The organism is Rhodococcus sp. NFXS4, assembly GCF_058139645.1.
Map to the genome: position 1 here is coordinate 1,982,151 of NZ_CP192221.1, position 20,014 is coordinate 2,002,164.

Below are 20,014 nucleotides of genomic sequence, written 5' to 3' on the forward strand. Positions count from 1 at the left end.
GAGGAGCGCAGAACAATGGCACGACGCACCACCGTCCAAATGATCGACGATGTCGACGGTTCACTCATCAAGGACGGGCAGGGCGAGACGGTCGAGTTCGCGGTCGGAGGCGTGTCCTATTCGATCGATCTCAACAGCAAGCACGCCAACGAGTTGTACGACCAATTCGCATTCTGGATCGAACACGCGGAGAAGGTGGGCGGCAAGAAGTCTCGCCGGAACGGGTCCGCCGCGGCGCCGAAGAAGGGCCGCCAGAATCTGCAGGACGTGCGGGCGTGGGCCAAGGAGAACGGCTTCGAGGTCAGCACCCGCGGGCGCATCAGCCAGGAGATCCAGGACGCGTACGACGCCGCGCACTGACCTGTCGTGGGGCCGGTCGGCGAATTAGGGTAGGCTAACCACGTCTTGCGCCCCACCGGCGGCAAGGCCCGTACCCGATGGAGGTGCCCTGTGGCGCGACGACTGACCACCCTGACCGTTCTCCGCACCGAGCGGCTCACCCCGCACATGGTGCGCGTGGTGCTCGGCGGTGCGAACTTCGACGAGTTCGCGCCGTCCGAGTTCACCGACAGCTACGTCAAGCTGCACTTCGGTGACGCCGACGAGCCGACGTTGCGCACCTACACGGTGCGATCGGTGGACACGCAGGCCCGCGAAGTCGCCATCGACTTCGTCGTCCACGGCGACGAGGGTGTCGCCGGCCCGTGGGCGCTGAGCGCCGCGGCGGGGGACCAGCTCTCGTTCTTCGGTCCCGCCGGCGCGTACTCGCCTCGTGCGGACGCAGACTGGCACCTTCTCGCCGGCGACGAGACGGGCGTGCCCGCCATCTCCGCAGCACTCGCGGCGCTTCCCGAGGGAGCCGTCGCGCGAGTGGTGCTCGAAGCAGCGAGTCCGGAGGACCGCGTCGAGATCGCGGCGCCGACCTCTGCCGACATCCGCTGGGTGTACCGCGACCAGGATCCGGGTGGCTCACCGCTGGCCGCCGCCGTCCGTGCGGTGGAGTGGCTGCCCGGTCAGCCTCATGTCTTCGTGCACGGTGAAGCGCAGTCCGTGATGCACGAGATCCGGCCTTACATCCGCAAAGAGCGTGGCGTGACTGCGGAATGGGCCTCGATATCGGGATACTGGCGTCGTGGCCGCACCGAGGAGGGATTCCGCACCTGGAAGCGAGAACTCGCTGCCAGCGAATCCTGACGATCTCGCGCTCCTCGCGAGATTCACCGAGCATCTCGCTCTGCAACGCAACCGCTCCGAGCACACCGTGCGCGCGTACGTCGGCGACGCCCGTGCTCTGATCGGCTTCTGTCGAGACGCGCACGGTGATCCGTCCGCGGCACTCGACGACGTGATCACACTTCGCTCACTGCGCTCGTGGCTCGCCTCGATGTCGGTCGCGGGAGTGTCCCGCTCGACTCTCGCGCGTCGAGCGAGTTCGGCGCGCACCTTCACCGCGTGGTCGTGCACCGTCGGAGCACTCACCGCGGACCCGGCGGTGCGGCTGTCGGCACCGCCGTCGCGTCGGACGCTCCCGGGCGTGCTGCGTGAGCGTGACGCTCGGGACGCGATGACGGCCGCGACATCCGGTGCCGACCAACAGGATCCCATGGCCCTGCGCGACAGGGTCGTCGTAGAGCTCTTGTACGCGACCGGAATCCGGGTCGGCGAACTGTGCGGTCTCGATGTGGACGACGTGGATCTCGACAGACGGGTGCTCCGCGTCCTCGGCAAGGGCGACAAGGAACGCGTCGTACCGTTCGGCGCGCCCGCGGAGGACGCGGTGGTGCAGTGGTCGACCGTGGGCCGCCCCGCCCTGGCCACACCGGACTCCGGCGCGGCCCTGCTCCTGGGGCGTCGCGGCGGACGCCTGAATCAGCGGCAGGCGCGCTCGGTGGTGCACGAGGTGCTGTCCGCCGTGCCCGGTGCCCCGGACCTGGGTCCGCACGGCCTCCGACACTCCGCCGCGACCCACCTGCTCGAGGGCGGCGCCGATCTCCGCGTGGTGCAGGAACTGCTCGGGCACGCGTCGCTCGCCACGACGCAGATCTACACCCATGTCTCCGTGGAGCGGCTGCGCGCGGTCCACGATCAGGCGCATCCGCGAGCCTGACGTCGGGTCCTGTCGACCACCTCGCACGCTCGTGCACGTTTGGTACCGTCTGCACGGGGGATGTGACCGTGCCGGCGCTGTGAACCACACCGTTCGTCCCTGATCGGCAATCGGAGCAGACCGTCGACAGGAGGGTGGGGACCGTGGATCGTCGAGACGACAGCCCGCACTCCTCAGGTCCCGGCAGCCGGGCGGGTACGAACGGACCCTGGTCTCCGCCCGAACCGGAACGATTCTCTCGGCCGTCCGTTCCGCCCTCCCACGTTCCCGCACCGCACCATCCGGGCCTCGCCGATCCGCGACGCGACTCGGCCGCCTTCGGTGCGGAGAGTCCGGTGCGCCGACCAGGGTCGCCCTTCGTCTCGCCGGCCCCGTCCTCCACTCGGCCGGGGTGGCGCCGCACCCTGGATCGCGTCCTGGGCAGTGGGCGACCGGGTGGCCGTGGTGCGGTCGCCTCCGAGGCGGAGCGTCGCCACCAGATCGACCGCATTCGACAGCCGCTGCGCAGCGATTACCGGATCGCCTTCCTGTCCCTCAAGGGCGGGGTGGGCAAGACGACCGTCACCGTCGGGCTGGGGTCGGTGTTCGCTTCCTTGCGACGCGACGACGTCATCGCCGTCGACGCGAACCCCGACTTCGGAACGCTGGGGGAGCGCGTCCCGCGGCAGACGATGTCCACGGTGCGCGATCTCCTCGCTGCCCGGCCGACAATCCGGAGTTACGCCGACATCAGGGAGCACACCTCCCAGTCGTCGAGTCGTCTCGAGGTCGTCGCGGGGGAGCGTGACCCGGCCGCGTCGGAGGCGTTCACCGAACAGGACTACCGCGCGGTCATCGACACCCTCCGAGCGCACTACAACCTGATCCTCACCGACTGCGGCACGGGCATCATGCACTCGGCGATGGAGGGGGTGCTGTCGCTGGCGCACGCACTGGTGCTCGTCAGCTCGCCGGCGGTCGATGGCGCCAAGAGCGCCGCCGCGACCCTCGACTGGCTCGGGCTGCACGGGTACGCGCACCTCGTCGAGCGGACCGTCGTCGTCATCAGCGCCCACCGACCGGGCGCCGCGAGCATCGACATGGACGAACTCACCCGGCACTTCCTCGCGCGCTGCCGCGCCGTCGTGGTGGTTCCCTTCGACGATCATCTGGCGGAGGGCTCCGTCGTCGATCTCGATCGACTGCGCCCCCGCACGCGCGCCGCCTTCATGGACCTGGCGGCGATGATGGCGGACGATTTCCCCGACGCGGAGGGCCGGCACGCGTCCGCGCCGCAGTCGACGCCGCAGCGTCACCGCGCGTACTGAAGGCGCCTCACTCGGGCTCGGCCAGGGGTTTCAGCACCACCACACCGCGGTCGACGAGAGCCGTGGGATCGAGGTAGTCACGGCCGCGACGCGCTCCCCAGTGCAGGCACCAGGCGGCGCCGCACCCCTGGTGACCTGCCTCGAGGACACCGATCGGCTGACCTCGTCGCAGCCGGGTGCCGACCGTGACGGTGGGCGTGACCGGCTCGTACGTCGTCCGGAGGCCGCCGGCATGGTCGATCGAGACGACGGGGCGGCCGGCGACCGCACCTGCGAACACGACGACGCCGTCCCCGGCCGCGACGACGGTGTGTGTCGGATCGGAGCCCGCATCGAGGTCGACGCCGCGATGGCCCGGCAGCCACCGCTCGGGTGGCGGGTCGTACGGGGTCACCACGGCGGGACGGGGCTGCAGCGGCCAGTCGAACGGGCGTCCGTCCGTCTCCGCGGCGGCTACGGATCCGGACGCCAGCAGGGCTGCCGTCAGCGCCGCGGACACGAGCGCCGAACGCGGCGACCCACGGCGGGCGGAGCGGAGACAGGTCATCCCCGCACTCTTGCGAACGCGACGACAGTGGTCCCGCGTCGAGCCACCGCACCCGGGGACGGACCGTCCTCCGTGCACAGGCGGTCGACCCGGTTATGACCTGCGGCGTCGCGGACGTACACTGACTTCTGCGGCCTGTCCACACGGGTCGACTTCGCGCGCTCGTCGCGCTTCGGTACGGAACGGCACCTGTCGATCCTCCACCGGAGCACGGGTTCGTCGGCTGGTCCTGCACTGCAGGTCCGACGGACGACGAGCGCCAGGGCACGACACACCTGCGGTACGACGGACCCACGGGTTCGGCGATCGACGGTGCTCGCGCATCAACCGGCACACGAAAGAGAGATCCACAGCTATGGCTGTCGTTACCATGAAGCAGCTGCTCGACAGCGGCACGCACTTCGGGCACCAGACCCGTCGTTGGAATCCGAAGATGAAGCGATTCATCTTCACCGATCGCAACGGCATCTACATCATCGACCTGCAGCAGACGCTGACGTACATCGATCAGGCGTACGAATTTGTCAAGGAGACCGTCGCCCACGGTGGCACCGTTCTCTTCGTCGGGACCAAGAAGCAGGCACAGGAGTCCATTGCGGCCGAGGCGACTCGGGTCGGAATGCCCTACGTGAACCAGCGCTGGCTCGGCGGCATGCTCACCAACTTCACCACTGTCCACAAGCGTCTGATCCGGCTCAAGGAACTCGAGTCGATGGAGCAGACCGGTGGCTTCGAGGGCCGCACGAAGAAGGAAATCCTCATGCTCACGCGTGAGATGACCAAGCTCGATCGCACCCTCGGTGGTATCCGGGACATGTCCAAGGTCCCGTCGGCGATCTGGATCGTCGACACCAACAAGGAGCACCTCGCGGTCGCCGAGGCTCGCAAGCTGAACATCCCGGTCATCGCGATCCTGGACACCAACTGCGACCCCGACGTCGTCGACTACCCGATCCCGGGCAACGACGACGCGATCCGTTCCGCAGCACTCCTCACCAAGGTCGTGGCGTCCGCCGTGGCCGAGGGCGTGCAGGCGCGTGCCGGCCGCAACGCCGGTACGGACGAGAAGCCCGAGGTCGGTGCCGGCGAGCCCCTGGCCGAGTGGGAGCTCGAGCAGCTCTCGCAGGCCTCCCCGGCCGCCGAGGCGACGCAGCAGGCCGCTGCCGAGACCCCGGCAGCCACCGACGCACCCGTCACGGAGGCTCCGGCCGCCGAGGGCGCGAACGGTGCGGCGGCTCCCGCCGAGACCGAGGCACCCGTCGCGGACGTTCCCACCGCGCAGAATTGATCACGGTCGAGACCCGGTGTGCCCGTTAGTGGCGCACCGGGTCTCGTTCTGATTCACCCCCTCTCTCGTCACACACGAGACGCATCACCCGTGCGTCTCCACGAGCAATGCAAGGAGGCTCGCCCACGATGGCGAACTACACTGCCGCCGACGTCAAGCGGCTCCGTGAGCTGACCGGCTCCGGCATGTTGGACTGCAAGAACGCGCTCGCCGACAACGACGGCGACTTCGACAAGGCCGTCGAGCAGCTCCGTATCAAGGGCGCGAAGGACGTCGGCAAGCGCGCCGAGCGTTCCACCGCCGAGGGTCTCGTCGTCGCGAAGAACGGTGTCCTCCTCGAGATCAACTCGGAGACCGACTTCGTCGCCAAGAACGAGGAGTTTCAGAACTTCGCGCAGTCCATCGCGGACGTGGCGGCCGAGGGCAAGCCGGCCGACGTCGACGCCTTAAAGGCGCTGCAGCTCGACGGCAAGACCGTCGACGCCGCACTGCAGGAGCTCTCGGCCAAGATCGGCGAGAAGCTCGAGATCCGTCGCGTCGTCTCCTTCGACGGTCCGGTCGCGACCTACCTGCACAAGCGCAGCTCTGACCTCCCGCCCGCCGTCGGTGTCCTCGTCGAGTACACCGGTGAGGGCGAGGCCGCAGCCGAGGCCGCTCGCGGCGCAGCGATGCAGGTCGCCGCGCTCAAGGCCAAGTACGTCACCCGCGACGAGGTCCCCGCCGACATCGTCGAGGGCGAGCGACGCATCGCGGAGCAGACCGCCCGCGAGGAGGGCAAGCCCGAGCAGGCACTGCCCAAGATCATCGAGGGTCGCGTCAACGGCTACTACAAGGACGTCGTGCTGACCGAGCAGTCCTCGGTCCAGGACAGCAAGAAGACCGTCAAGGCTCTTCTCGCCGACGCCGGAGTCACCATCACGCGCTTCGTGCGTTTCGAGGTCGGCTCCAACTGAGCCTCGTGACACCCGAGTGACGTCATGACCGTGCCGTCCACCCCGATGGGTGGACGGCACAGTCATGTGCGCCCCGTGCCGACGCATGGGGCAAGATCAGGCGCAACAGTGTCGTGCGGACACCGACCCGCACACGCCCCACGGACAGGAGCCTTCATGACCGAGTCGTCGCCCGCCCGCACCGGATTCTCCCGAGTGCTGCTCAAACTGGGCGGTGAGATGTTCGGTGGTGGCCAGGTCGGGCTCGATCCCGACGTGGTGCAGAAGGTGGCGGAGGAGATCGCGGACGTCGTCCGTTCGGGTGTCCAGGTCGCCGTCGTCATCGGCGGCGGGAACTTCTTCCGCGGAGCCGAGCTCCAGGTGCGCGGTATGGACCGGTCCCGCTCCGACTACATGGGCATGCTGGGCACCGTCATGAACTGCCTCGCCCTGCAGGACTTCCTCGAGAAGCAGGGCATCACCACGCGCGTGCAGACGGCCATCACCATGGGGCAGGTCGCCGAGCCGTACATCCCGCTGCGCGCCGAACGCCACCTCGAGAAGGGGCGCGTGGTCATCTTCGGAGCCGGCATGGGCATGCCCTACTTCTCCACCGACACCACGGCGGCGCAGCGTGCGCTCGAGATCGGCGCGGAAGTGGTGTTGATGGCCAAGGGCGTCGACGGGGTCTACTCCGCGGACCCGCGAGAGGATCCGACCGCCACGATGTACACCGAGATCTCGCACCGCGAGGTCATCGAGAAGGGGCTGAAGGTGGCCGATGCCACAGCCTTCAGCCTCTGCATGGACAATGGGATGCCGATCATGGTCTTCAATCTGCTCACCGAGGGAAACATCGCGCGAGCGGTGTCGGGTGAGAAGATCGGAACCCTGGTCAAGTGAGTCACCACGTGCAGTCGCTGCACACTCGAGGTTTTCGGAAGGAACGGTCGTGATCGACGAAGCGCTCTTCGACGCCGAAGAGAGAATGGAAAAGGCCGTCACGGTCGCGCAGAACGATCTGTCGTCCATTCGGACGGGTCGCGCGAACCCGGGGATGTTCTCGAAGATCGTGGTCGAGTACTACGGCTCGCTGACCCCCATCACCCAGCTCGCGGGCATCAACGTGCCCGAGGCGCGCATGGTGATCGTCAAGCCGTACGAGCAGGCCCAGTTGGGCCCCATCGAGACTGCGATCCGCAACTCGGACCTGGGGTTCAACCCGTCCAACGACGGACACATCATCCGGATCTCGATCCCGCAGCTCACCGAGGAGCGGCGCCGCGAGTACGTCAAGCAGGCCAAGAGCAAGGGTGAGGACGCGAAGGTGTCCATCCGCAACGTCCGCCGCAAGGTGATGGACGAGCTCAAGCGCATCCAGAAGGACGGCGAGGCAGGCGAGGACGAGGTCACGCGTGCGGAGGCCGAGCTCGACAAGACCACCGCGAAGTACGTGGCGCAGGTGGACGAGATCGTGAAGAACAAGGAAGCGGAACTGATGGAGGTGTGACCTCCGCACGTCCCGGTGGCCCAGATGAAGTGAAACGAGAAGCAGTGTCCGTATCGGCCGACAACGGTTCGACCGCCGATCCCGCCCCGAAGACCTCGCGGGCGGGCCGCGACCTCCCCGCGGCGATCGCGGTCGGCGGCGCACTGGGCGTGTCGCTCATCGTCGTCCTGGTCCTGGTTCCGCTCGTGTTCATCGGCATCGCCGCGGCCGCGGTCGCCGTCGCCTCGTGGGAGGTGACGAAGCGGCTGCGGGAGTCCGACATCTCCGTGCCCCGGATCCCGGTGATCCTCGGAGGTCAGGCGATGATCTGGCTCGCGTGGCCGTTCGGCGCACTGGGCGCGCTCAGTGCGTTCGCCGCGACGGTACTTGTCACGATGGTCTGGCGCCTGTTGTCCGGTGGTCTGGACGTGGCACCGAAGAACTACCTGCGCGACTGCGCGATCTCGATCTTCGTCCTGTCGTGGCTGCCGCTGTTCGGTGCGTTCGCGGCGTTGCTGACCCTCGAGGACGACGGCGGCTCGCGCGTCCTCGTGCTCATGATCGCGGTGGTGTGTTCGGACGTCGGCGGCTACGCGGCCGGAGTCCTGTTCGGACGGCACGCGATGGCGCCGGCCATCAGCCCGAAGAAGTCCTGGGAGGGGCTCGGCGGATCGCTGCTCTTCAGTGTCGTCGGGTGCGTCCTCACCGTCACGTTCCTGCTGGACGCGAACCCGTTCGTGGGGGCCCTGCTGGGCGTGCTCATCGTCTTCTCCGCGACGCTCGGCGACCTGGTCGAGTCGCAGGTCAAGCGGGAGCTCGGGATCAAGGACATGGGGACGATGCTTCCCGGTCACGGCGGACTGATGGACCGCCTCGACTCCGTTCTGCCCAGCATCCTCGTGACGTGGATCGTTCTGACGATCTTCGTCTGATCCTGTGCCCGGTCGCGACGGCGTGATCGCCAGTCCGAACATCTGGAACTGGCCCGATGTGTACGAGGCCGAGAATCGCGCCCAGGACGTCACCGGCGAGATCGAGGCGGTGCTGCGGGATCTCACGCCGTGGGCGGGACGCGACGTCGTCGACGTCGGATGCGGAACCGGATTCCATCTGCCTCTGTTCGCCCGCGAGGCACGGTCCGTGGTCGGTGTCGAACCACACCCACCACTGATCGAGCGTGCTCGGCACCGGGTCGCGGGCTCCGCTGTGCGGGTGCTCCGGGGGACTGCGGATCGGCTGCCGCTGGAGGACTGCTCGGCGGACGTCCTGCACGCCAGGACGGCCTACTTCTTCGGGCCGGGATGCGGGCCGGGCATCACCGAGGCCATGCGCGTCCTGCGCCCCGGGGGTGTGGTGGTGGTGGTGGATCTCGACGCCACGGTCGATCCGTACGGAGGATGGATGCGCCGCGACCTGCCGCACTACGACCCCCTCACCGTCGAACGATTCTTCGCCGCGCAGGGTTTCGACCTGCGCCGGGTCCGGACGCGGTGGTCGTTCGCGGACCGCGAGGAGGCCGCTGCGGTGCTGGGAATCGAGTTCTCGCCGCGGGTGGCCGCTCGCGCGCTGCGGCAGCTCACCGGCACGTCCGTCGAGGTCGGATACCGGGTGCACACTCGTCGCAGACCGCACGGACTCGAGACGGCCTGAGCCGCCGCGTCGGCGATCAGGAATCGAGAAGCAGCCCCGATGCGCACCGGCTACCGTGTCCGCTGACCCGTTCGCTGCACCACGAAGGACATCAGCCATGGCCACGAAGTCGAGTACCGCACGGCACGTCGCCGACACCCACGATGTCATCCGGGTGCAGGGGGCGAGAGTCAACACTCTGCAGAACGTGAGCGTCGACCTCCCGAAGCGCCGTCTGACGGTCTTCACCGGCGTGTCCGGATCGGGCAAGAGTTCGTTGGTGTTCGGCACGATCGCCGCCGAGTCCCAGCGCATGATCAACGAGACGTACAGCGCGTTCGTGCAGGGGTTCATGCCCAGTCTCGCGCGGCCCGACGTGGATCTGCTCGACGGTCTGACGACGGCCATCATCGTGGACCAGCAGCGGCTCGGCGCCGATCCGAGGTCCACCGTCGGTACCGCCACCGACGCCAACGCGATGCTGCGCATCCTCTTCAGCCGTCTCGGACAGCCGTACGTCGGCTCCCCGCAGGCGTTCTCGTTCAACGTGGCGTCCATCTCCGGTGCGGGAGCGGTGACGGTGGAGAAGGGCGGACGTCAGACGAAGGAGAAGCGCACCTTCAGCATCACCGGCGGGATGTGTCCGCGGTGCGAGGGGCGCGGCTCCGTCTCCGACATCGACCTCACGGCGCTCTTCGACGACAGCAAGTCGCTCAACGAGGGTGCGATCACGATCCCCGGCTACAGCATGGAGGGGTGGTACGGGAGGATCTTCCGCGGCTCCGGCTACTTCGATCCGGACAAGCCCATCGCGAAGTTCACCAAGCGCCAGCGCGAGGACCTGCTGTACCGGGAGCCGACCAAGATCCAGGTGGACGGCATCAATCTCACGTACTCCGGACTGATTCCCCAGATCCAGAAGTCGTTCCTGTCCAAGGACGTCGACGCGATGCAGCCGCACATCCGGGCGTTCGTCGAACGCGCGGTGACCTTCGCCGTGTGCCCGGAGTGCGACGGCACGCGGCTCAACGAGGGTGCACGGTCCTCGAAAATCGACGGCGTGTCGATCGCCGACGCGTGCGCCATGCAGATCAGCGATCTCGCGACGTGGATCCGCGGAGTGTCGGCACCGTCCGTGGCCCCGCTGCTCACCTCGCTGGGAGACACCCTCGACTCGTTCCGGGAGATCGGACTGGGCTATCTGAGTCTCGACCGGCCGGCGGGCACGCTCTCCGGTGGTGAAGCGCAGCGCACCAAGATGATCCGACACCTCGGATCGTCGCTCACCGACGTCACCTACGTCTTCGACGAACCCACCACCGGACTCCATCCCCACGACATCGCCAACATGAACGATCTGTTGATCCGGTTGCGCGACAAGGGAAACACGGTGCTCGTCGTCGAGCACAAGCCCGAGACGATCGTCATCGCCGACCACGTCGTCGATCTCGGACCCGGCGCCGGAACGGCCGGTGGCACGGTGTGCTTCGAGGGCACCGTCGAGGGGCTGCGGACGAGTGACACCATCACGGGCCGGCACTTCGACGACCGCGCCGCGGTGAAGGACGCGGTGCGCACGTCGACCGGAGCGGTGGAGATCCGCGGCGCCGATTCGCACAACCTGAAGTCGGTGGACGTCGACGTGCCCCTCGGTGTCCTGGTGGTCGTGACCGGGGTCGCCGGGTCGGGCAAGAGTTCGTTGATTCACGGCTCGCTCTCGGGCCGCGAGGACGTCGTGGCCGTCGATCAGGGCGCGATCCGCGGCTCGCGGCGCAGCAACCCCGCGACCTACACGGGCCTCCTCGAGCCGATCCGGAAGGCCTTCGCCAAGGTCAACGGAGTGAAGCCGGCTCTCTTCAGCGCGAATTCGGAGGGAGCGTGCCCGACGTGCAACGGCAACGGGGTGATCTACAGCGACCTCGCGATGATGGCCGGAGTCGCCACCGTGTGCGAGCTGTGCGAGGGCCGACGGTTCCAGAACTCGGTCCTCGAGTACCACCTCGGCGGCCGCGACATCAGCGAGGTGCTCGCGATGTCGGTGGCGCAGGCACAGGAGTTCTTCGCCGGCGGTGACGCTGCGCTACCGGCGGCGCATCGAATCCTGACCCGGCTGAACGACGTGGGCCTGGGCTATCTGAAGATCGGTCAGCCGCTGACCACACTGTCCGGCGGCGAGCGTCAGCGGCTGAAGCTGGCGACGCACATGGGGGACAAGGGCGGCATCCTGGTCCTCGACGAGCCCACGACGGGACTGCATCTCGCCGACGTCGAGCAGTTGCTCGCCCTGCTCGACAGGCTGGTGGACGCCGGGAAGTCGGTGATCGTCATCGAACATCACCAGGCCGTGATGGCCCATGCGGACTGGATCATCGACCTCGGACCGGGCGCCGGGCACGACGGTGGCACCGTGGTCTACGAAGGAACACCCGCGGACCTGGTCGCGGCACGGTCCACCCTCACGGGTGAACACCTCGCCGCGTACGTCGAGCGGTGACCGTCAGCCGATCGAGAAGACCGCGGCCTGAGCGGTGATCTTCTTCGCCTTGGCCAGGCGGGGGAGATCGCTGCCGTCGCGCACGCCGGAGCCGTCCTCACCGAGCTGGGCGATGACGTCCCGAGCCCACGCCACATCGGCAGCGCTGGGTGCGAGTTCGCGGTTGACGATGGGGCCCTGATCGGAGTGCATGCACAGCTTGCCGGTCATGCCCATGGAGACGGTGAGCTGGCTGTCGCGGCTCAGCATGCTGTCGTTGACGGCGAGGGTGGGGCCGTCGATGGGGCCGGGAAGCCGGGCGGCGCGGCTCGACACGACGAGCCGGGCGCGCGGATAGGCCATCGCCATCGGGTCGTCGCTCATGCCGGTGTCGCGCCGGAAGTCGCCGCTGCCGAACGCCAGGCGGAAGGTGGCCTCGGCGCGCGCGATCTCGGGGGCAGCCTCGAGACCCATGGCCGACTCCACCAGCGCCACGATCCGGCAACCGTGACCCAATCGGTCGGCGGTGGCCTCGACCTGGCTTCCGCTCTCGGTCTTGGCGAGCATGACGCCCTCGAGGGTGTCGATGCCGCGCAGCGCGTCGAGATCGTCGGCCCAGTACGGCGTGGTGGCGTCGTTGATGCGTACCCAGGCGCGGCCGCCGGCACGGAGCCAGGACACGACGGCATCGCGTGCGGCGGGCTTCGCGCCCGGTGCGACGGCGTCCTCAATGTCCAGGATCACGGCGTCGACGGCGGACTCCGCGGCCGGGGTGAAGAGTTCCGGCTTGCTCGCAGGAACGAGAAGCCACGAGCGCGCCTTGTCGGCGGCCACTCCAGATAGCACGGGGTTCTCCAGGAAGGTCGTCACGTGTGCAGTCCTCGCTCGGTGTGTCGCTCGTGGGTCGCGTCGAGCTGCGACTCGTACCGTTCGACCACCACTGTGCACGGCAGACCACCACACGTGAAGGTTGTGTCAATAGTGTTCACGTGCGCGACGGAACACCGACGGCCGCGACGTGAGATCGCTCACGACGGCGGCCGAGAAACTACTTGCGCTTGGCGGCCCGGCGGACCTGCAGGATGCGCACTCCACCCGCGGTGGCCATGACGAGCGCACCGGCGACCGCGGCGAGGAGCATGCCGATGCCGATGGGCAGGTCGAAGGTCCAGCCGAACAGGTGAATCGGGACGCTGTCGAGGTTCTGGATGATGAACACCATCAGGACGACCAGGATGATCGCGCCCACCACGAGACCGGTGTAGAGCGCCGCCGCACGGGTGTGCTTGACGCCGTCGGGCGTCTTTCCCTGCGCCAGGCGGGTGTCCGTGGGCCCGGTCTGCTCGACGGGGAGACCCGCGGCGGTGGAGGAGGTGTCCAGAGGAGCGTCCGTGCCGGTCAGGGCGTTCGGATCGGATGCGTCGTGCGATGAGCGGGCCATGTACAGATCATGCTGTACGGAGGTGGCGAATGCACGTCTGCCCCGACCGTGCCCGACAGTGTCGCCGAACAGTGAGAGAATGGTGCTCACTATGGCACCCATCGCTCTCCCTCTCGTGTTCGACGCTCCCCGTCGCGGCATGCCCGCGAAGCACCTCGCCGACCTCGACGCGGACCAGCGTCGAGCGGCCGTCGCCGAGCTGGGCCTGCCGGCGTTCCGCGCCGACCAGCTGGCGCGGCAGTACTACTCCCGGCTGGAGGCGGACCCGGCGAAGATGACCGATCTTCCGGCGTCGGTCCGCGAGAAGGTCGGGGACGCGCTGTTCCCGACGCTGCTCACGCCCGTCAAGCACATCGCCTGCGACGGCGGGGACACGCGCAAGACGCTGTGGAAGGCCGCCGACGGCACACTGCTCGAGTCGGTTCTCATGCGGTACCCGGATCGCGCGACGCTGTGCATCTCGAGCCAGGCCGGGTGTGGCATGGCCTGCCCGTTCTGCGCCACCGGCCAGGCCGGCCTGCAACGCAACCTCTCCACGGCCGAGATCGTCGACCAGGTGCGGAGCGCTGCGGCGGATCTCCGCGACGGTGCGGTCGAGGGCGGCGAGGGGCGACTGTCCAACGTCGTCTTCATGGGGATGGGGGAGCCGCTCGCGAACTACAAGCGCGTCGTCGCGGCGGTCAAACGGATCGTCTCGCCCGCGCCGGAGGGCCTCGGCCTGTCACAGCGCTCGGTGACGGTGTCCACCGTCGGGCTCGCGCCCGCGATCCGCAAGCTGGCCGACGAGGGTCTGACGGTGACGCTGGCCGTGTCGCTGCACTGCCCGGACGACGAACTGCGCGACACGCTCGTCCCCGTCAACAACCGCTGGCCCATCGCCGAGGTCCTCGACGCGGCGCGCTACTACGCCGACACCACGGGGCGACGGGTCTCGATCGAGTACGCGCTGATCCGCGACATCAACGATCAGCCGTGGCGAGCGGACATGCTGGCCAAGAAGCTCAAGCGCGCCCTGGGGGCGCTGGTCCACGTGAACCTGATCCCGCTCAATCCGACACCCGGCAGCGAGTGGGACGCCAGTCCGAAGCCGGTGGAGCAGGAATTCGTGCGACGCGTCCGTGCGCACGGAGTCTCGTGCACCGTGCGTGACACGCGGGGTCAGGAGATCGCGGCGGCCTGCGGGCAGCTGGCCGCCGAGAACTGAGCCGTCAGGAGCGGCGCGGCTTGCGGCGGAGCAGGATGTCGCGGACCAGCAGGCCTGCGATGGCCACGGCGAAGCCGACGAGCCAGATGTCCTCGACCCGGCCCGTGTGGTTACCGATGATCATGACCAGCAGGATCGCGACGGTGACCCAGCCCGCGATGCGCGAGGTACGGGGGCCTTCGCCGCTCCACCCCCACTCCGCGGACGGCACCTCGGCGGTGCTGACCTTGGTCGTGGGAACGCGCTCGACGTCCGAAGCCTGGTTGCGGCTGATGTCGGTCACGGCCGATCCTCCTGAAAGTCTGTGATGCAGGTGGTCCCTGGTGGGCTGAATCCTAGCGCGCTGTACGACCGGCCGTCGTAGGGGCAGTCGCCACGACGTGTCAGGCGGTGAGGGCCGCTATGTAGCGACCGGTCGCGATGCGCTGGGTCGCCCTGTTGAGGGGCCCGCCCAGTGCGACGACCCTGTTGCCGGGCCGCGAGAAGGCGCGGATGTGGGCGGTCACGGCGTCGGTGACCGGATCGTGTCGGACGGTGAAGCGCTCCTCACCCGACTCGGGGTGACCCGGCAGCGTGCCGTACGCGAAGCCCCGGTGGTGCGACTCGTCGATCACCTCGACGACCCGGCACGGGATACGGACCGGACCGAGCAGCAGGACCACCACGGTGTCGACGGTCGCCGACGCCGCGCTCGACCGCACCCGCAGCCCGGCGCCGCGATGCATGTCCCACTCGACGATGCGGCGTCCGGCCCGCTCGAAGAGTTCGAGGCCGGCCCCGATGCGCTTCTCCACGTCGACGTGGTGGTAATCCGCCGGCATCGACTCGTGCGCGGTCCCTCCGATCTCGGCGTACGTGAGGGGCGTCGAGAAGTACGAGTCCGGATCGGCGGACGGGAGCAGGGGCACGCGGTCCATCCTCACACGGTGAGACGCAGTTGCCCGCTCACCGTGCTCTCAGTGAGGTCGTCCACACTGTCCAGGTGACGGAACAGAAGGCACGTGGGACCGACGGACCCGTGCGGGTGCTGGTGCTCGGCAGTACGGGGTCCATCGGCACCCAGGCGCTCGAGGTGATGGCGGCTCGACCGGACCGTTTCACCGTGGTCGGGCTGGCCGCCGGCGGAGGCAACGTCGATCTGTTGCGTCGGCAGATCGCCGAGACCGGTGTCCGCGACGTGGCGGTGGCCGACGTCGACGCTGCGCGGACCGTGGACACGCCGGGGCTGCGCTCGGGGGCCGACGCGGCGACGTCGTTGGTCCGCGAGGTGCAGGCCGACGTGGTCCTCAACGCGCTCGTCGGGTCTCTCGGTCTGCCGCCGACGCTCGCTGCGCTGGAATCGGGAGCTCGACTGGCGTTGGCGAACAAGGAGTCTCTCGTGGCGGGCGGCTCGCTGGTCACGTCCGCGGCGGCTCCGGGCCAGATCGTTCCCGTCGACTCCGAGCACTCGGCTCTCGCCCAGTGCCTGCGCGGCGGTCGCGCGGACGAGGTGGCCCGACTGGTGGTCACGGCGTCCGGTGGGCCGTTCCGCGGCTGGGATCGCGAGGGACTCGAGTCCGTGACGCCGGAGCAGGCCGACAAGCACCCCACCTGGTCGATGGGTCCGATGAACACGTTGAACTCGGCCACCCTGGTGAACAAGGGCCTCGAGGTGATCGAGGCGCATCTGCTGTTCGGCATCCCGTACGACCGCATCGACGTCACCGTGCATCCGCAGTCCATCGTCCACTCGATGGTCACGTTCACCGACGGATCGACGCTCGCTCAGGCCAGCCCGCCGGACATGAAGCTGCCGATCGCGCTGGCACTCGGATGGCCTGATCGCATCGCCGGCGCCGCGACGGCCCTGGACTTCACCCGAGCCCACACGTGGGACTTCGAACCACTCGACGACGAGGTGTTCCCCGCGGTCGAGCTCGCGCGCACCGCCGGCGCGCTGGGCGGCTGCATGACGGCGGTCTACAACGCGGCGAACGAGATCGCCGCCGAGGCGTTCCTCGACGGGCGCCTGTCGTTCCCGCAGATCGTGGACGTCGTGTCCGACGTGGTCGACGCCGGACGCGGCGACTGGTCCGCGGAACCGTCTACGGTGGACGACGTTCTCGCAGCGGACACGTGGGCTCGGGGCACCGCCCGCACACTCGCCGCCACACGATCGAAAGGCTGAACGAGAAGATGGTGTTCGTTCTCGGTGTGATCGCCTTCGCGATCTGCATCGGCATCTCGATCGCGCTCCACGAGTGCGGGCACATGTGGGTGGCCAAGGCCACCGGCATGAAGGTGCGCCGCTACTACATCGGGTTCGGGCCCAAGATCTTCTCCTGGCGTCGCGGCGAGACCGAGTACGGACTCAAGGCGATCCCGGCCGGTGGCTTCTGCGACATCGCGGGCATGACGGCGGTGGACGAGCTCGCTCCCGACGAGGTCGAGCGCGCGATGTACAAGCAGAAGACCTGGAAGCGCCTCGCCGTGATGTTCGGCGGGATCGCGATGAACTTCGTGCTGGCGTTCGTGCTGGTGTACACCCTCGCCCTCGGCTGGGGTCTGCCCAATCGCGACACGACGGCCACCGTGGCGGGGACCCAGTGCGTGGCCCCGCAGAACGTCGAGGGTGACATGGCGCCCTGCTCGGGTCCCGGTCCCGCGGGTGCCGCGGGCATCCGGGACGGTGACGTCATCACCGCCGTGAACGGCGAGTCGACGCCCACGTTCGGCGACGTCGTCGCGGCGATCCAGGACGAGCGTGGATCGGTGTCCGTCACGGTCGAGCGGGCCGGTGAGACCCTCACCGTGCCCGTCGACGTGCAGGAGACGGACCGTCTCTTCGCCGTCGAGAACGGCGCACCCGACGCTACGGAGCTGCGCACGGTCGGCGCCATCGGCGTCGCCCGCACCCCACTCACCCTCGACTACGACGCGGTGTCCGCCATCGGCGGATCGGCCTCCTACACGGTGTTCATCGCGGGGCAGACGGTGCAGGCCATCGTCGATCTCCCCAGCAAGGTGGGGGCACTGTGGACGTCGATCACCGGTGGTGAGCGGGATCCGAACACTCCCATCAGCGTGGTCGGTGCCAGCGTCATCGGCGGTCAGGCGGCGGAACGCGGCCTGTGGGAGGTCTTCGTCACGCTGCTGGCGACCCTCAACTTCTTCCTCGGTGCCTTCAATCTGCTCCCGTTGCTCCCGCTCGACGGCGGTCACATCGCGGTGACCGTCTACGAGGGCATCCGAAACAAGATCCGCTCGCTGCGGGGGCTGGGCAAGGGTGCGCCCGTGAACTACCTCAAGCTGATGCCGGTGACGTACGTCGTCATTCTCATCGGCGGCGCGTTCATGCTCCTGACCCTCACCGCCGACATCGTGAACCCCATTCAGATCTTCCGCTAGAAGCGCAGGTCCGGCGTGACGGCGCGAACACACGGCGGTCCTCCCGGCGCGACTACAGTGGGGAGAGTCAGTCGGCACCAGATGCCGTCAGAAGCTCGAAAGGATCGAAGTGACCGTTGGACTGGGCATGCCGGCCGGACCCGTACCGGTGCTCACACCGCGACGGAAGACTCGTCAGCTTCAGGTGGGCAGCGTCGGTGTCGGCAGCGACTCGCCGATCTCGGTGCAGTCGATGTGCACCACCAAGACTCACGACATCAACTCCACCCTGCAGCAGATCGCCGAACTCACCGCCGCGGGATGCGACATCGTCCGCGTCGCGTGCCCGCGTCAGGAGGATGCGGACGCTCTGGCGACCATTGCGCGCAAGTCGCAGATCCCCGTGATCGCGGACATCCACTTCCAGCCGCGGTACATCTTCGCGGCCATCGATGCCGGGTGCGCCGCCGTGCGCGTGAACCCCGGCAACATCAAGGAGTTCGACGGCCGCGTCAAGGAGGTCGCGAAGGCGGCCGGTGACGCGGGCATCCCCATCCGTATCGGAGTCAACGCAGGATCCCTCGATCCGCGCCTGATGCAGAAGTACGGCAAGGCCACGCCCGAGGCGCTGGTGGAGTCGGCGCTGTGGGAGGCCGGCCTCTTCGAGGAGCACGGTTTCGGCGACATCAAGATCTCGGTCAAGCACAACGACCCGGTCATCATGGTCGAGGCCTACCGTCAGCTCGCCGCCAAGTGCGACTACCCGCTGCACCTCGGCGTGACCGAGGCCGGGCCGGCGTTCCAGGGCACCATCAAGTCCGCCGTCGCCTTCGGGTCGCTGCTGGCCGACGGCATCGGCGACACGATCCGCGTCTCGCTGTCCGCGCCGCCCAACGAGGAGATCAAGGTGGGGACGCAGATCCTGCAGTCCCTCAACCTCCGTCCCCGCAAGCTCGAGATCGTTTCCTGCCCGTCCTGCGGACGCGCACAGGTCGACGTCTACACCCTCGCCGACCAGGTGACGGCCGGACTCGAGGGCATGGAGATCCCGCTCCGCGTCGCCGTCATGGGCTGCGTCGTCAACGGTCCCGGTGAGGCGCGCGACGCCGATCTCGGTGTGGCGTCCGGAAACGGCAAGGGACAGATCTTCGTCAAGGGCGAGGTCATCAAGACGGTGCCCGAGGCGATGATCGTGGAGACCCTGATCGAGGAGGCGATGCGTATCGCCGAGTCGTACGAGTCCGACCAGGAAGCCGCCGGCGGATCGCCCGTCGTGTCGGTCAGCTGATTCTCCTCGTCTGCGGCGACATTTCCTGGCAGTGTCACCATGACAACGGGTGTGCTCGGTGTGGATCGGTGGTCACGGAGGTGGCGGGATGCTCAAGCTGCTCGGCGCTAAGGCGCTGACGAGCCGCGACACGAACGAGGTCGTCCGTGTGCTGCGCAGTGATCCCGTCGCATCGTGCATGGTGCTGGCACGTGTCGAGGAATCGGGCGTGGAGCCCCGCGACAACCACGGTGAACTGTGGTCACGCGGAGGTCCGGCATCGTCCCTGTGTTTCTCGGGAGCCAATCTCGTGCCGTTGTTCGGTACCTACGACGATCTCCGGAGTTTCGCCGAGCGCGCGTTGCGCTCTCCCCGCGTCTGCTCGTCGCTGGTGGGGCGAGCCGAACTGACGCTGCCGTTGTGGGACATGCTCGCCGCGGACTGGGGGACCCCGCGTGAGGTGCGTGCCGAGCAGCCACTGCTGGCGTTGACGAGCGCGCCCACCGCCGTGGACCCCTACGTCCGACGCGTCACCGTCGACGAGCTGGACGTGTACCTCACCGCTGCCGTGGCGATGTTCATCGAGGAGGTGGGCGTCGATCCGCGCGCGGGCGACGGCGGACGCGGCTATCGGCGGCGCATCGCCTCGTTGATCGCGGCGGGTCGCGCCTGGGCGAGGTTCGAGGAGGGCCGCGTCGTCTTCAAGGCCGAGGTCGGATCGCTGTCCACCTCGGTCGGTCAGATCCAGGGCGTGTGGGTGCACCCGCTCTACCGCGGGCGCGGGCTCGGCACCGCGGGAACCGCATCCGTGGCGGCCGCGGTGGTCGACAGCGGCCGTACGGCCAGCCTGTACGTCAACAGCTTCAACGTGCCCGCCCGCCGTGCCTACGAGCGTGTCGGGTTCGAGCGCGTCGCCACCTTCTCCACAGTTCTGCTCGACTGACACGCTGGCAGGGTGAGGGCC

Annotated in this window: 21 protein-coding genes; 16 read left to right on the forward strand and 5 right to left on the reverse strand. The window is 68.4% G+C overall.

The genetic code is table 11. The features are described from left to right. Positions 1 to 15 precede the first annotated feature (15 nt). The 4 genes from J4E04_RS09295 (at position 16) to J4E04_RS09310 (ending at position 3,414) form a co-directional block, all read left to right on the forward strand. Positions 16 to 360, forward strand: coding sequence for a histone-like nucleoid-structuring protein Lsr2 (locus J4E04_RS09295; RefSeq protein ID WP_027505031.1), 345 nt, complete (start codon positions 16 to 18; stop codon positions 358 to 360). A 90-nt stretch (positions 361 to 450) separates the two neighbouring features. After that, on the forward strand, positions 451 to 1,194 hold the full coding sequence (locus J4E04_RS09300) for a siderophore-interacting protein (protein WP_027505032.1): 744 nt from the start codon (positions 451 to 453) through the stop codon (positions 1,192 to 1,194). Beyond that, the gene (locus tag J4E04_RS09305) at positions 1,178 to 2,107 is read left to right on the forward strand and encodes a tyrosine recombinase XerC (RefSeq protein WP_490150527.1); all 930 of its coding nucleotides are present in this window, start codon (positions 1,178 to 1,180) and stop codon (positions 2,105 to 2,107) included. Before J4E04_RS09300 ends, J4E04_RS09305 begins: the two co-directional genes overlap by 17 nt. A gap of 134 nt (positions 2,108 to 2,241) precedes the next feature. Then, positions 2,242 to 3,414, forward strand: a complete 1,173-nt coding sequence (locus tag J4E04_RS09310; protein ID WP_490150387.1) for a MinD/ParA family ATP-binding protein — start codon at positions 2,242 to 2,244, stop codon at positions 3,412 to 3,414. A gap of 7 nt (positions 3,415 to 3,421) precedes the next feature. Here the strand turns inward: J4E04_RS09310 and J4E04_RS09315 are convergent, their stop codons facing one another. Then, positions 3,422 to 3,961 carry a M23 family metallopeptidase gene (locus J4E04_RS09315; protein ID WP_490150388.1) on the reverse strand — a complete coding sequence of 180 codons (540 nt, stop codon included), beginning with the start codon at positions 3,959 to 3,961 and terminating at the stop codon, positions 3,422 to 3,424. A 355-nt stretch (positions 3,962 to 4,316) separates the two neighbouring features. On the opposite strand from J4E04_RS09315, the gene rpsB reads away from it, so the two are divergent. The 7 genes from rpsB (at position 4,317) to J4E04_RS09350 (ending at position 11,793) form a co-directional block, all read left to right on the forward strand. Beyond that, a complete protein-coding gene (gene rpsB / locus J4E04_RS09320) occupies positions 4,317 to 5,249 on the forward strand; it encodes a 30S ribosomal protein S2 (RefSeq protein ID WP_222630770.1) in 933 nt (310 codons plus the stop codon). Positions 5,250 to 5,377: 128 nt separating this feature from the next. Beyond that, positions 5,378 to 6,202, forward strand: coding sequence for a translation elongation factor Ts (gene tsf / locus J4E04_RS09325; protein WP_027505036.1), 825 nt, complete (start codon positions 5,378 to 5,380; stop codon positions 6,200 to 6,202). 156 nt (positions 6,203 to 6,358) lie between these two features. Continuing rightward, entirely contained in the window at positions 6,359 to 7,084 is a 726-nt protein-coding gene (gene pyrH, locus J4E04_RS09330; RefSeq protein WP_027505037.1) for a UMP kinase, read from the forward strand. Between the two features lie 49 nt (positions 7,085 to 7,133). Next, positions 7,134 to 7,691, forward strand: a complete 558-nt coding sequence (gene frr / locus J4E04_RS09335) for a ribosome recycling factor (protein ID WP_027505038.1) — start codon at positions 7,134 to 7,136, stop codon at positions 7,689 to 7,691. Between the two features lie 44 nt (positions 7,692 to 7,735). Then, positions 7,736 to 8,602 (forward strand): phosphatidate cytidylyltransferase, encoded by an 867-nt coding sequence (locus tag J4E04_RS09340; RefSeq protein ID WP_037185291.1) that lies wholly within the window; start codon positions 7,736 to 7,738, stop codon positions 8,600 to 8,602. A 22-nt stretch (positions 8,603 to 8,624) separates the two neighbouring features. Beyond that, positions 8,625 to 9,320 carry a class I SAM-dependent methyltransferase gene (locus J4E04_RS09345; RefSeq protein WP_222631482.1) on the forward strand — a complete coding sequence of 232 codons (696 nt, stop codon included), beginning with the start codon at positions 8,625 to 8,627 and terminating at the stop codon, positions 9,318 to 9,320. 97 nt (positions 9,321 to 9,417) lie between these two features. Continuing rightward, positions 9,418 to 11,793 (forward strand): ATP-binding cassette domain-containing protein, encoded by a 2,376-nt coding sequence (locus J4E04_RS09350; RefSeq protein WP_490150389.1) that lies wholly within the window; start codon positions 9,418 to 9,420, stop codon positions 11,791 to 11,793. Between the two features lie 3 nt (positions 11,794 to 11,796). Here J4E04_RS09350 and J4E04_RS09355 read toward each other — a convergent pair whose 3' ends face one another. Together J4E04_RS09355 and J4E04_RS09360 are read right to left on the reverse strand one after the other, a co-directional pair. After that, a complete protein-coding gene (locus J4E04_RS09355) occupies positions 11,797 to 12,642 on the reverse strand; it encodes an HpcH/HpaI aldolase/citrate lyase family protein (protein ID WP_197027755.1) in 846 nt (281 codons plus the stop codon). Between the two features lie 178 nt (positions 12,643 to 12,820). Further along, entirely contained in the window at positions 12,821 to 13,213 is a 393-nt protein-coding gene (locus J4E04_RS09360; RefSeq protein ID WP_027505043.1) for a LapA family protein, read from the reverse strand. A 91-nt stretch (positions 13,214 to 13,304) separates the two neighbouring features. On the opposite strand from J4E04_RS09360, the gene rlmN reads away from it, so the two are divergent. Next, complete coding sequence (rlmN, locus tag J4E04_RS09365) at positions 13,305 to 14,417, forward strand: dual-specificity RNA methyltransferase RlmN (protein ID WP_027505044.1); 1,113 nt, start codon at positions 13,305 to 13,307, stop codon at positions 14,415 to 14,417. A 4-nt stretch (positions 14,418 to 14,421) separates the two neighbouring features. Here rlmN and J4E04_RS09370 read toward each other — a convergent pair whose 3' ends face one another. Together J4E04_RS09370 and J4E04_RS09375 are read right to left on the reverse strand one after the other, a co-directional pair. Then, entirely contained in the window at positions 14,422 to 14,700 is a 279-nt protein-coding gene (locus J4E04_RS09370) for a DUF2631 domain-containing protein (RefSeq protein WP_037185298.1), read from the reverse strand. 100 nt (positions 14,701 to 14,800) lie between these two features. Beyond that, positions 14,801 to 15,334 (reverse strand): DUF1990 domain-containing protein, encoded by a 534-nt coding sequence (locus J4E04_RS09375; protein ID WP_490150390.1) that lies wholly within the window; start codon positions 15,332 to 15,334, stop codon positions 14,801 to 14,803. Between the two features lie 107 nt (positions 15,335 to 15,441). Between J4E04_RS09375 and dxr the strand changes: the two genes are divergently transcribed. The 4 genes from dxr (at position 15,442) to J4E04_RS09395 (ending at position 19,993) form a co-directional block, all read left to right on the forward strand. After that, positions 15,442 to 16,584 (forward strand): 1-deoxy-D-xylulose-5-phosphate reductoisomerase, encoded by a 1,143-nt coding sequence (gene dxr / locus J4E04_RS09380; protein ID WP_490150528.1) that lies wholly within the window; start codon positions 15,442 to 15,444, stop codon positions 16,582 to 16,584. Positions 16,585 to 16,592: 8 nt separating this feature from the next. After that, positions 16,593 to 17,804, forward strand: coding sequence for a M50 family metallopeptidase (locus tag J4E04_RS09385; protein ID WP_222630776.1), 1,212 nt, complete (start codon positions 16,593 to 16,595; stop codon positions 17,802 to 17,804). Between the two features lie 103 nt (positions 17,805 to 17,907). Beyond that, the gene (gene ispG / locus J4E04_RS09390; protein ID WP_155956970.1) at positions 17,908 to 19,071 is read left to right on the forward strand and encodes a flavodoxin-dependent (E)-4-hydroxy-3-methylbut-2-enyl-diphosphate synthase; all 1,164 of its coding nucleotides are present in this window, start codon (positions 17,908 to 17,910) and stop codon (positions 19,069 to 19,071) included. 88 nt (positions 19,072 to 19,159) lie between these two features. After that, positions 19,160 to 19,993 carry a GNAT family N-acetyltransferase gene (locus tag J4E04_RS09395; RefSeq protein ID WP_027505050.1) on the forward strand — a complete coding sequence of 278 codons (834 nt, stop codon included), beginning with the start codon at positions 19,160 to 19,162 and terminating at the stop codon, positions 19,991 to 19,993. Positions 19,994 to 20,014: the final 21 nt, after the last annotated feature.

Coding starts and splice junctions, on each gene's coding strand:
- J4E04_RS09295 (WP_027505031.1), top strand. CDS start 16: ATGGCACGACGCACCACCGTCCAAATGATCGACGATGTCGACGGTTCA.
- J4E04_RS09315 (WP_490150388.1), bottom strand. CDS start 3,961: ATGACCTGTCTCCGCTCCGCCCGCCGTGGGTCGCCGCGTTCGGCGCTC.
- rpsB (WP_222630770.1), top strand. CDS start 4,317: ATGGCTGTCGTTACCATGAAGCAGCTGCTCGACAGCGGCACGCACTTC.
- tsf (WP_027505036.1), top strand. CDS start 5,378: ATGGCGAACTACACTGCCGCCGACGTCAAGCGGCTCCGTGAGCTGACC.
- pyrH (WP_027505037.1), top strand. CDS start 6,359: ATGACCGAGTCGTCGCCCGCCCGCACCGGATTCTCCCGAGTGCTGCTC.
- J4E04_RS09350 (WP_490150389.1), top strand. CDS start 9,418: ATGGCCACGAAGTCGAGTACCGCACGGCACGTCGCCGACACCCACGAT.
- J4E04_RS09360 (WP_027505043.1), bottom strand. CDS start 13,213: ATGGCCCGCTCATCGCACGACGCATCCGATCCGAACGCCCTGACCGGC.
- rlmN (WP_027505044.1), top strand. CDS start 13,305: ATGGCACCCATCGCTCTCCCTCTCGTGTTCGACGCTCCCCGTCGCGGC.
- J4E04_RS09375 (WP_490150390.1), bottom strand. CDS start 15,334: ATGGACCGCGTGCCCCTGCTCCCGTCCGCCGATCCGGACTCGTACTTC.
- J4E04_RS09385 (WP_222630776.1), top strand. CDS start 16,593: ATGGTGTTCGTTCTCGGTGTGATCGCCTTCGCGATCTGCATCGGCATC.
- J4E04_RS09395 (WP_027505050.1), top strand. CDS start 19,160: ATGCTCAAGCTGCTCGGCGCTAAGGCGCTGACGAGCCGCGACACGAAC.